This is a genomic window from Moorena sp. SIO3I8 (assembly GCF_010692325.1).
GTDB lineage: Bacteria > Cyanobacteriota > Cyanobacteriia > Cyanobacteriales > Coleofasciculaceae > Moorena.
In genome coordinates this window covers 15,049-26,810 of the sequence record NZ_JAAHHW010000034.1, presented here as the reverse complement: position 1 = coordinate 26,810, position 11,762 = coordinate 15,049, and the positions used below count along the sequence as shown (strand labels likewise).

Below are 11,762 nucleotides of genomic sequence, written 5' to 3'. Positions count from 1 at the left end.
TTAATCATTAATCACTAATCAGTTTTAAATTGACGAACACCCAATAATTAGGTGTTGCTTAATAATGGAATGATTTTAATAGACAGTTGCGTAGGGTGCGTGATAAGACGGGACCGCTCTGACCGCCTCTTCGCGCCTTGTTAGGTTGCTGCCCGTAACGCACCACCTTATATTCATTCGAAGATTCAGCAATGCCAATAAGTATATAGCGGTTTGCCAACTTTATTAATTACAATTCTCTTGTTGCGCTTTCACGCTTGTCGGGAAACCCGACCGGGGTCGCACCGCTACGCAAACCGCTATAAGTATTCAAACCGAAACGATATTAACCCTTCAGCCTACCCTACCGTAACGGTATCAGGGGAACATCCTTCATCCTTTATCTTTATGTCATTTATTTCGATTACCTACAGCTGTTTCTTGTTAGCAGTTTTGGGAATCTACTGGTTGGTGCAACGTTCTACAGCTGCCACAGGTTCTCCGAAACTAAAACTTTTGCTTTTATTAATTAGCAGTCTAATATTTTATGCTTCACTACAAATCCAGTACATTCCCCTGTTGGTATTGATTACCTTAATTAATTTTTACTTTGGACAAGCACTAGGTACGAATACAGTTTCTGGTTCCCATGCTACTAATTATCATCTTTCCAATGAAGAATGGCTAGTGGCTGATAGTTTTTGGAATAACCGACGTTCAAGACTACTGAGCCTAGGTATTTTAATAAATGTTATCTTTTTGCTTGGCTTCAAGTATATTCCTTTTATATTGTCCAATTTAGCAGTAATTCTCAACTTAACAATTGCTCAAGATGGGGCTAATTGGATTAGGGATAACTTAATTGTTACTCTAGGAATATCGTTTTTTATATTTGAGGGCATTGCTTATATCATTGATGTCTATCGTGGGGCTCCAGCAACTCGTAATCTCCTCCAGTTTGCTGCTTATAAGTTGTTTTTTCCTAAACTTATTTCTGGTCCAATTACTCGTTATCATCCGTTTGCTATTGAACTGAAAACCTTACAATTTCCAAGTTTTGACCGAGCAACAGAAGGACTTTGGTTGATTACATCTGGTGCGATTAAAAAGGCACTGTTAGCGGACCACATTGGTATTTTTGTTGATTTGTGTTTTGGCAATATAGAACGGGCTGGTAGTGGAGATTTATGGTTAGCTATCTTTGCCTACGGTTTACAACTCTATTTCGATTTCAGCGGCTATGTAGACATTGCCCGTGGTAGTGCAGTGTTACTGGGCATTAATCTTCCAGAAAACTTTGATTTTCCCTATTTCAGTATCAGCATTGCGGATTTCTGGCGTCGCTGGCACATCACTCTAGGGGATTGGATCCGTAACTATCTCTACTTTCCCTTGGGCGGTTCCCGTAAAGGGGTTGCTCGTACCTGCCTTAACCTATTCATTGTAATGGTCATTATTGGTATCTGGCATGGAGCAGCTTGGGGATTTGTAGCCTGGGGTGGCTTGCATGGTCTAGCCTTAGTTATCCATCGCTTGACCGAAGCTTTCTGTGAAAATAGAGATGGGATAAAACGTTGGTGGCAAAGTTGGTCAGGGGTCTTGGTAAGCTGGTTTTTGACCCAATTTATGGTGTTTACTGCCTGGATTTTTTTCCGCATCCCCAATCTCACACAAGCCAGTTTAGTCATTCAGAATCTATGGGGTCACCCAGCTGATATCCAATTTGCTCAAAAAGTCTACTTAACCGCTATTGGTATGGAACGCTTCTGGGTGGTTCTCCTGTTAGTTAGCTTAGCAGCCTCAATGGCTGGGGTTTACACTATCCGAAGGGGTCTGAAATTACAACTCAACTGGCCGGTGAAGTTGTTGTTGGTACCAGTAGGTCTCTACGTAGTTTGGTTGTTTGCTCCTCAGAGTGGTCTCCCTTACATTTATTTCGATTTTTGACTTGCGCGTAGGGCTATAACGCACTAGAACTCTATCAAAAGGGGCAGATCGAAGGGATAGGATAGTAGTAATGCTGCAATAATATAAGCTTTATACAAGACTTGAGAGAGAACGCTGTATGGATCTGGTTACACTCCAGAACAAATTAGATAATATTGCCTTTTTCGTCCTTTTTGTGACGATGTTAATTTACTGGGTAGGAGCCGCTTTTCCTAAAATCCCTTATTTGTCAGCCTTAGGAACATCAGGCATGGCAACCGCCAACCTTTGCACTGCTACCTTACTCGGAGCAAGATGGCTAGAGGCAGGCTATTTCCCGATCAGTAATCTCTATGAATCCCTGTTTTTCCTAACCTGGGGAATTACCACAGTTCATCTAATTGCTGAAAACATGAGTCGCAGCCGATTGGTAGGGGTGGCTACTGCACCAGTCGCCATGGGAATTACCGCGTTTGCGGCTCTATCCCTACCACCAGACATGCAGGAAAGTGCTCCATTGGTACCTGCTCTGAAATCCAATTGGTTAATGATGCATGTTAGCATCATGATGCTCAGTTACGCCACCCTGATGGTGGGTTCCCTGGTAGCGATCGCATTTTTAGTGATTACTCGTGGTCAGAACGTGGAACTGCGAGGAAGTTCTGTCGGGACTGGTGGCTATCGCAGCAAGACTAACTTACCGAATAACTTACCAGGGAATTCCAATTTTAAACTACAGCGCACCGGTAAACAAGCAATTTCTCAGCCTCTAGTTACCTCTGATACCTCATCCCCTTTAGCTGAAGTCGGAGAGATTAATGCAGCTAGTACTACAGCAGTGCTAGATTTAGTCACTACCCCCGACTCACCCGTACCATCGGTATCCACAGCACCCACCCTCTCACCCCAGAGGCTAAATATTGCCGACACTCTCGATAATATCAGCTATCGTATTATTGGGCTGGGATTTCCTCTGCTCACCATTGGGATTATTGCCGGTGCCGTTTGGGCAAACGAGGCTTGGGGTTCATACTGGAGTTGGGACCCAAAAGAAACCTGGGCATTAATTACCTGGCTAGTGTTTGCTGCCTATCTCCATGCCCGCATTACCCGTGGCTGGCAAGGACGCCGACCAGCAATTTTGGCAGGAACAGGACTTCTAGTTGTCTGGGTTTGCTATCTAGGAGTCAATCTATTGGGTAAAGGCTTACATTCCTACGGCTGGTTCTTCTAAGAACTATATATTTCCGTGATTGAGTGCATGCCCTAAATTGCTTCTACTTAAAACCCGCTTTAATGCCTAGAGGCATCGGGGAATTAACCCTAGGAAACCGACCTTTGGCTCAAAGGAATATTTGGCTCCATGGTTGGGCAATGAAACTCCTGCCCTCTAGGCATGGAAGCTTATCGAAAAGTTTGATCGGGGAAAATAGTCGTGGATAATCAGTTCAAGCCACTCGCTGTTGGTGAAGTACTATCAGTGGATGAATCTGCTCAAATCTTTATTGGTAACCGTACCTTTAGGGTCGGTGAATTCTTAGTTGCTATCAAAAAGAAATTGGTAGAAGTTTTAGGGGATGAATGGACTCCAGAACAGGAAAGTTGGTTTAGGGAATCGGGTATTCCCTGTGAAGTGTTGCAATTTGCTGCTAATGACTGGCAGCAAGGCAAGGTAAGACTTAATCTAGAATTTTGCCTTGTCGAGACTCAGGATAAAGTTGATGATATATCAGCTATTGGTGGTAAAACATTGCAAAGCACATCAACCCAGGTAGCAGAACAGCCAGACCTTGCAGAGCCAGAAACTAGCAATGATTCTGGATTCGACCTTGGAGTTGGAGCAGCCACAGCCGCTGTGACTGCTACTGGAATATCAGTAGCTGAAGCACTAGAGGAAGATACCTCAACTACTATCTCGGATGAGATCACACTGAAACCTACACTTGATGCAGATGAAGACATTGCTCTCGAACAAACCCCAAGCAGTCAAGAAGATGACTTTGATTTAGGAGACTTTTCCGATAGTGCGGAAAGTCAGGAAGATATTGGTTTCGAACAAAACCCAAGCAGTCAAGAAGAAGATGACTTTGATTTAGGAGACTTTTCCGATAGTGAGGAAGATATTGGTTTTGAACAAACCCCAACCAGTCAAGAAGAAGATGAGTTTGATTTAGGAGACTTTTCCGATAGTGAGGAAGATATTGGTTTTGAACAAACCCCAACCAGTCAAGAAGAAGATGAGTTTGATTTAGGAGAACTTTCCGAAAGTGACGAAGATATAGAGTTCCTAGAATCACCGACAGCAGCGGAAGAAGATTTGCTGGATTTGTCAGCAGTATCAACAGACAGTAGTAATGATTTTGATCTGGGTGAAATGTCTGATGATAGTGATGAAGACATGTTTCAACTGGACGATATTTCCTTTGATGAGGAATCAGAAAACGGTGATGATAATTCCCTAATGGATGATGTCTGGCAAGAAATGAATGAGCTTAAATAAGCTTAAATAATAGTCTATTGCTAAATGTTGTGGTAAATGTTGACATGGGAGCATCGTAGTGAACATGCCGATTTCAAAGCTTTCAAGAACCTTGAGGGTTTAGGATTTATAGGATTGTTAGCTGTCCGGTAAAAGAAGCCCCACGTCTCAATCCGTAAGGATGAGCGTGGGATGAATTTTACACAGAGTATGCACGGAACAGGGAAACGAGCTATCAAACTCCTAAGTAACTCGGAGCAAGTCATTCCTCTGCGATTGACCGTAGGTCACGCTACGCGAACAGCTTCTTGCTTAAGTTGCTTTTTTTCAAAACTAGTCAATCTAATCATTAAGTTTTTATATTTAATTTTGCATTGACATATGTAAAGACTTTGGTTATCCTGATGATAGGTCGAAAAACAGAATGTGACAACAATGAGAGCAGCGTATCAATATCGATTAAGGTTGACCAAGAATCAAGAACGTGAAGTAGAAAGATGGTTGGACATGCTCCGACATCAATACAACTACCTACTTGCCGACAGGTTTAACTGGTACGAACAGAATCGCTGCTCTATCAACTCTTGTCCTATTGTCTGCTATTTACCAGATCTAAGGAATAATCCCGACTATTTTTCCCAAAAGAAAACTCTTCCTCAGTTAAAAAAGGATAGACCTTGGTACAAGGTGGTTCAATCACAAGTCCTGCAAGACTGTGTCAAAAGAGTCGATTTAGCTTTTAAGGGGTTCCTAAAAGGGGATAGCAATGGGAAGAAGAGTGGGAGACCTAGATTTAAAAGTAAAGATAGATACAAATCTTTTACATTTCCATCTCTTAGCAAAGACCCTATAAATGGCAATATTTTGACTCTTCCTAAGTTTGGGAAAGTCAAAATGATCTATCACCGACCTATTCCAGAAGGATTTAAAATAAAAACAGCTACTATAACTCGAAAATCTGATGGTTATTACGTCACGCTGTCCATCCAGGATGAGTTTGTCCCGAATATCATCCCAGTAGACAGTGCAACCAATCCTATTGGGGTAGACATGGGTCTTAAGTCATTTTTGATTAAGTCCGATGGTTCAGAGGTACCAATTCCTCAATACTATCGAAAAGCTCAAAAACGGCTAAAAAAAATCCAAAAAGCTGTCAGTAGATCAAAGAAAGGTAGCAACAACAGGAAGAAGGCTGTCAGTAGACTAGGCAAAGCTCACAAAAAAGTTGCTGACACTCGAAAAGACTTTCATTTTAAAACTGCAAAGGGCTTACTAGATAATCATGATCTAGTTGCTCACGAGAAGTTAAATATTAAAGGTTTGGCCAAAACTAAAATGGCTAAATCGATATTAGACGCTGGTTGGGGGCAATTTCTGTCAATACTATCAACCAAAGCCGTTCGCGTAGCGTGGCCTACGGCCTTAAATGCTGGGTTGGTCACAGTTGCAGTGAACCCTCGAAACACCAGTCAAAACTGTTCTAATTGTGGGACAAAAGTACCTAAAAAATTAAAAGACCGTATTCATTCTTGTCCTCACTGCGGGTACACAGAAGATAGAGATGTAAATGCGGCGATCAATATATTAAAGTTGGCGGTGGGGCATCCCGTCGGTAATAAAGCTTTCCGAGTATCCGAACCAGTAGGTGGAGTTGGAAAGAAGCCCACACTCAACCTGAAAAGGTGAGTGTGGGAGTATGTCACGGTATCTATGACCTACAAAATTCAAAATGTCAAAGTTTTGGATAACTATTCATAACAACTCTAATGTCTGAGATACCGAGTTGGACACCTCTTCATGCACGGCTACATAGAACCCTGCGGCAAAAGAAGCTACTACCCAAGAATCAGCAGGTCTTAGTAGCCGTATCCGGTGGGCAAGATTCCCTTTGCCTAACCAAACTACTCCTAGATTTACAGCCCAAGTGGAAATGGCAGCTAGGAATCGCCCACTGTGACCACCGTTGGCCCTATGATGAGGGAATTTCCCTTCATGTACAGCAAATTGCTCAAAGTTGGGGACTTCCATTTCATCTACGAACCGCCCCTGAAGTGACAAAGAGCGAATCAGCAGCGCGGCAGTGGCGTTATCAAGCCCTGATTGACATTGCCCAAACTCAAGGTTATCCCACTGTTGTCACTGGTCACACAAAAAGCGATCGCGCTGAAACAGTCCTCTATAACCTGATCAGAGGTTCAGGGACTGATGGCTTGCAAGCTTTGACCTGGGAACGACCTCTTGCTCCTGGAGTACATCTGGTGCGTCCCTTACTTGACACATCCCGTAGCGAAACTCTCCAGTTTTGCGAGCAGCAGCAACTTTCCATTTGGGTGGATGCTTACAATCAAGACCTTAACTATGCCCGTAACCGCATCCGCCAAGAGCTAATACCCTATATAAAAACCCATTTCAACCCACAAGTTGAGACAGCCTTGTCCCAAATTGCTGAAATCTTGCGAGCAGACGTGGAATATCTCGAAAACACTGCTGAGCAAATCCAAAAGCAAGCCATGGCAGTACCTACGGTCGAGGAAGATCCTGCTAGCAATAGCCCTCCACGATTGAATCGTCTGGTATTACAGCAAGCTCCCCTAGCTCTGCAACGTCGTGTGATTCGGAAGTTCCTTCAGGAAAACCAAACCAAAGCCCTCAGCTTTGAGCAAATCGAAGCGGTGACTGGTTTAATTGCTGCTCCCAACCGCTCTCGAACGTCATCCTTTCCTGGTGGAGTAACAGCCTTGGTAGAAGAGGAATGGATTATTCTTAATACTGAAGTATGAAGTATTAAGTATTAAGTATGAAACACTTCTATCTCTTAGTTTCCGAGAAATTTTTCTCCTTCAACCTACCCTACAACGAATACGGGGCGAACTACATTCAACCTTTAACATTCAACCTACCCTACACCGAATACGGGGCGAACAACATTTAATATTAAACCTTAAACCTAAGAAGCTGCCAACTCTGGAGATTGGCTTAAGCTACTGATGATTTGAGATATTTGAGCGATCGCTTGTTGTTGAGAACCACCTGTTTTCTGGATGTGATTCAGAGCATTTGCGATCGCATCCAGCTTTTGTCGAAGTTCATTGACACCATCTTGCAATGGCTGTAGGGTTTCTTCATAGAGATGAAGTTTGCCCCAAAGTTGAGCGACCTTCACCTGATTGGAGAGCCAACTTTCCTCCCAATTTTTTACCTGAGCCAGCTTAGCATCCTTTTCTTGGGTTTGTTGATTGATCAATTCTTCAGCTTGGCTAACCCTAAGGCGCATCTGTTCAATTTCTCGTTCTAGTTGTTGCAATTGATCTGACTGTTTTTTGCACTGTGCTTCTAGTTCGAGCAAAATTGGTCCTAAGTCAATTTTCTGGTTTTGTTGACCATTACTATCCACAATTCCTTGCCGCAGTCGTAACACTCGTAGATGCTGATTTATAATTTCTTCTCGTTCCCATAGAGTCCGGCGTTGACCCACCAAGGTTCTGTCCAGCATCTGGTAACGGTCTTGCTCATCTGCTAACTGGGTTTCTAGACTAATACGATCGTACTCACTAGCGACCCTAATCTGTTCTTGTAGTTCTTCAATCCCTTGGTGTTGGAGTGTTAGTTCTTCTTCTTGGTCATTGACGAAGCGTACAACTTTTTCCAAATCCTGCTGCAAATTCTGAACTATATCCTGTAACTCACCCAAGGGCATTTTTTCTAGTGCTGCAATATCCACCATTTGGCTAATTTTGACATCCCCTGATGTTGTTGCCATTCGAGCCAGTTCTTGGTATAATTTTTCCTGAGTTTGGAGTTGCAGACTCACCATCCTAGCTGATTCGAGCTTGATCTCTAGATTAGTTTGCTGCACTTGCCTTTCCCGGTTTGCCTGTTCACAGGATGCTTGTAATTGTTGTAACTTTCGGGTTTGATGTTGGACTTCCTGCCCTTGACCCTCAACCTCTGCTTCCAATTTTTGAGCTAATAGACGTTGTTCATTTAACTTCTTCCAGTGATTATCCAACACCGAATGCTGATGCTTGACTACTTCCAAGGCTTGATTCAGTGGTTCCCAGACAGATTGTGTTGATTCTGCTCCTCCTGATAAGCGATTGAGCAATTGCTGAATCACACCAGCCTGCTGAGCATCTAAACCAGCAGAGTACTGACCCTCTGAAACTTGCTCTTGTAAGCGTAGCTGCTGTCCCCGGAGTTGTTCCCAAGCACCTTCGAGCTCCTTACTTTTACGCTCCAATTCTTGTCTGAGTTTAGCAGTTTCTGCCTCAGTAGTTTCCAGTTCTTGGCGTTGTTGCTCTATTCTGGAAAAATCCTCCTCCATCGTTTGCATCTGCTCAAGCCGCGCTTCCATTTCCATCTCGCGACGGTTGAGTTCTTGACTTTGATAGGTCAAAGATTGCTTCCACTGCTCAATTTCTTCTTCCTGGTTTTTTGACTTTTCTAGCAAGCGAGAGAAATTTTGCAATAGATTGACTAACCTTCCCCCCGCTGCCTCGATTGTCCCCTGTATTTGTCGATTCCCACTCAGGTTAACAATCACCAACGCACCATCACCAAAGTTATTGGCTTGTTCTGTCGGAAGCACTTCCTCCCCAGACACCTTATTCCAACTCTGGTCAGTCCGCTGAAAAGCCAGCAGTTTGAGTTCGGCCTGAGCTCTACCCATAAACCCAGTTTTCTGCTTTCTTACCTCTGCGAGATACAGCACACTGATCGTCCTCTTTTAATTGTATTGTGCCCAATTCTTAATTAACACATTTGAACGCTTAACCCCTTTGGGGTTGCAGGGTGGTAATTTTCGGAGATGATTGGTCAACCGATTTTGTTTTGATCCTTAAGGCTATTAGTCCTTTAAAGGATGACGGTATTCAGTATATTTAGACACTAAAGGTATTTTAAGGTATTTCCCAGACTTGATCTGCCAGTCAATCAAGGTTAGCAGAATAAAAATAGATTTATGAGGATAGTCTTAGGAATCTTCCCACAGGGGGGGTCTAGTTTCCCCAATCTGTCTAGTTTCCCCAAGCATAGATTTTATCAACCCTAGTGGTCGATTTTTCTAGCTAGATTGAACATAACATCTTACCCCATCACTTTCTTACCTTGTGTCTAATCCCTATTCAAATAAATATACTTAATTTATATGCTTATATGCTATCCAATGGTGTTTAAAGTCCTAACCTAGAACCTTGGACATCTTAGCTTAATTTTCCAGTAACCGTCAAAATCCCACTCTTACCCCTAATCAGTTACTTCGCTCATGGTTAGCTGTCTGCAGCCATGGTAAGCTTCCACCAGTTGGCTTACAGAAGCGATTCCTTACCAACTATACTAGCCTCACCCAATTTTTTGGGATATTTTCAGTTTACAGTTAAGCGGTTTCTTGAGCAAAGATAGATCAGTACCAGTTTATGGGCATCCTTAAACTCAATGACAGGTCATAATCTCAGATTCATCAACAGGTTGTTAGGAGCACATTGTCTTTAAATGCAGGGAACTTTGAGTGAAATTGATATCCGTAGCATCCTGCAACTGATCGAGCTAGGTCAGCGAACCGGGGAACTCTTAGTCGAGGCATACAGCTCTCACCCTAGTAGCAAGGCTAGCAATAGTGGCAGTCATCGTTTTGCCTCAGGTAGACTTTACCAGCAGCCAAAACTACCAAGTCCCGGTCCTTATTGGTTTGTCTTCTTCCTGAATGGCCAGATTGCCTATGCTGCTGACAGCGATGGGAGCTTGTCGCGCCTGCATGATTATCTGCGCCGCTATAAAGCCAATGATGCTCTCAAGGAATTGGAAAGTCTGTCCATTGCCGCTACCAATGCTCTAGAGTATGGTTATCTTTGGGCTTTGTTAGAAAAGCATGTGATCACACCAAACCAAGGGCGAAGCATTATTCAAAGCATGGTTAATGAAACCCTTTTTGATTTGCTGAGCTTTCACCATGGCTACTTTGTATTTGAAATTGGTCCGGCATTAGCACCGCAACTTACTACCTTAGAAATAGGACCATTGGTCACAGAGATTATGAAGCAGGTGCAGGAGTGGAAGCAATTGTGCCCTCATATCCAATCTCCCCATCAGTGTCCAATGATTACTGCCCATGACCAGTTACAGGCTACACTGCCCGAAAAATCCTTTAGACTCATCAGCAGTTGGGTAGATGGCAAAACTTCTCTACGCCAGTTGTCCCGTTATCTCCATCGCGACCTGATCACCGTAGCTCGGGCTATTTATCCCTATGTACAACAGGGGTCAATCCAAATGGTGACCCCCAAAGAAGCAGATACGCCAGCCATTGAAGAGCAATGGGAGTTGAAGAAAGTTACACGATCTGTTGTCTGTGTTGATGATGATCTCGCAGTTGGAAAAGCTGTGGAATATACCCTAGAAGCCAAAGGTTATAAAGTCACAGCAATACAGAAGCCCCTAAAGGCTCTGAGTGAGGTTTTTCAACTCCAACCCGATCTCATCCTCTGTGACCTAGTAATGCCCGACCTAGATGGTTATGAGCTTTGTGGCATGTTACGCCAATCCACAGCATTTCGGCAAACCCCCATCATCATGCTCACAGGCAAAGATGGCTTTATCGATCGCGTCAGAGCCCGGATGGTAGGCGCAACTGACTACTTAACGAAGCCCTTCGGAGATCATGAGTTATTGATGCTTTTGGAAAAATACATTTGGTCCAGGTGATCTAGAACAATGCCAAGATAGTCATACCCTGACCAAAGAATTAGATCAAGGGGAGAATCTTGCTCTGTCAGCCTTTAACTTATTAATAGAGGCGTCTAACCCATCAGTTAATTAACCAACACTATCCTAATTAAACCCACTGGTCAAGCTAGAAGCTTCCACAAATTCAATAAAAATCTAGTCTTTCTTGGTATCACCACCAATAGATGAGCGATACTGTAATCATGATTTAATTTATAGACCCAAATCGGGCTGTAGTTTAATTTCACTACTATTTCCCGAGGGTCGAGCTAGGAGTTATGAGTAAAGTTTTAGTTGTAGAAGACAGCCTTGCTCAACGGCAGATGATCTCAGACCTCCTCAAAGGTAGTGGTTTGAAGGTGGATGTTGCCAGTGATGGTGTTGAGGCTTTAGAACATATTCTAGAGTCTTGTCCAGATGTAGTGGTCTTGGATATAGTGATGCCACGCATGAATGGCTATGAGGTCTGTCGCCGTCTTAAGGCTGACCCTAAAACTCAGAATGTGCCAGTGGTTATGTGTTCTTCAAAAGGTGAAGAATTTGACCGCTATTGGGGCATGAAGCAAGGTGCAGATGCATACATTGCGAAGCCTTTTCAGCCAACGGAGTTGATTGGAACAGTTAGACAGCTACTTAGAACATAAATATATTGGTATTT

At 43.2% G+C, this 11,762-nt stretch carries 8 protein-coding genes; 7 read left to right on the top strand and 1 reads right to left on the bottom strand.

Going from position 1 to position 11,762, the window contains the following annotated elements:
• Window positions 1-387: 387 nt before the first annotated feature.
• From F6K51_RS15450 to tilS, 5 genes are all read left to right on the top strand, one after another.
• Window positions 388-1,926: an MBOAT family protein gene (locus tag F6K51_RS15450; RefSeq protein WP_293021580.1), complete on the top strand. Its 1,539-nt coding sequence runs from the start codon at window positions 388-390 to the stop codon at window positions 1,924-1,926.
• 118 nt (window positions 1,927-2,044) lie between these two features.
• Entirely contained in the window at window positions 2,045-3,139 is a 1,095-nt protein-coding gene (gene ccsB, locus F6K51_RS15445) for a c-type cytochrome biogenesis protein CcsB (protein ID WP_293021535.1), read from the top strand.
• Between the two features lie 201 nt (window positions 3,140-3,340).
• Window positions 3,341-4,405, top strand: a complete 1,065-nt coding sequence (locus tag F6K51_RS15440; protein ID WP_293021534.1) for a KGK domain-containing protein — start codon at window positions 3,341-3,343, stop codon at window positions 4,403-4,405.
• A gap of 414 nt (window positions 4,406-4,819) precedes the next feature.
• A complete protein-coding gene (locus F6K51_RS15435; RefSeq protein ID WP_293021533.1) occupies window positions 4,820-6,070 on the top strand; it encodes a transposase in 1,251 nt (416 codons plus the stop codon).
• Window positions 6,071-6,150: 80 nt separating this feature from the next.
• Entirely contained in the window at window positions 6,151-7,164 is a 1,014-nt protein-coding gene (gene tilS, locus F6K51_RS15430; protein WP_293021531.1) for a tRNA lysidine(34) synthetase TilS, read from the top strand.
• Between the two features lie 167 nt (window positions 7,165-7,331).
• Here the strand turns inward: tilS and hmpF are convergent, their stop codons facing one another.
• Window positions 7,332-9,095 (bottom strand): pilus motility taxis protein HmpF, encoded by a 1,764-nt coding sequence (gene hmpF / locus F6K51_RS15425; protein ID WP_293021529.1) that lies wholly within the window; start codon window positions 9,093-9,095, stop codon window positions 7,332-7,334.
• A gap of 791 nt (window positions 9,096-9,886) precedes the next feature.
• On the opposite strand from hmpF, the gene F6K51_RS15420 reads away from it, so the two are divergent.
• Both F6K51_RS15420 and F6K51_RS15415 read left to right on the top strand, forming a co-directional pair.
• The gene (locus tag F6K51_RS15420; RefSeq protein WP_364304510.1) at window positions 9,887-11,083 is read left to right on the top strand and encodes a response regulator; all 1,197 of its coding nucleotides are present in this window, start codon (window positions 9,887-9,889) and stop codon (window positions 11,081-11,083) included.
• A gap of 299 nt (window positions 11,084-11,382) precedes the next feature.
• Window positions 11,383-11,748: a response regulator gene (locus F6K51_RS15415; protein WP_293021527.1), complete on the top strand. Its 366-nt coding sequence runs from the start codon at window positions 11,383-11,385 to the stop codon at window positions 11,746-11,748.
• Window positions 11,749-11,762: the final 14 nt, after the last annotated feature.

Excerpts from the sequence above, each read along its gene's own strand:
- F6K51_RS15450 (WP_293021580.1), top strand. The coding sequence starts at position 388 with ATGTCATTTATTTCGATTACCTACAGCTGTTTCTTGTTAGCAGTTTTG.
- tilS (WP_293021531.1), top strand. The coding sequence starts at position 6,151 with ATGTCTGAGATACCGAGTTGGACACCTCTTCATGCACGGCTACATAGA.
- F6K51_RS15415 (WP_293021527.1), top strand. The coding sequence starts at position 11,383 with ATGAGTAAAGTTTTAGTTGTAGAAGACAGCCTTGCTCAACGGCAGATG.
- F6K51_RS15435 (WP_293021533.1), top strand. The coding sequence starts at position 4,820 with ATGAGAGCAGCGTATCAATATCGATTAAGGTTGACCAAGAATCAAGAA.
- ccsB (WP_293021535.1), top strand. The coding sequence starts at position 2,045 with ATGGATCTGGTTACACTCCAGAACAAATTAGATAATATTGCCTTTTTC.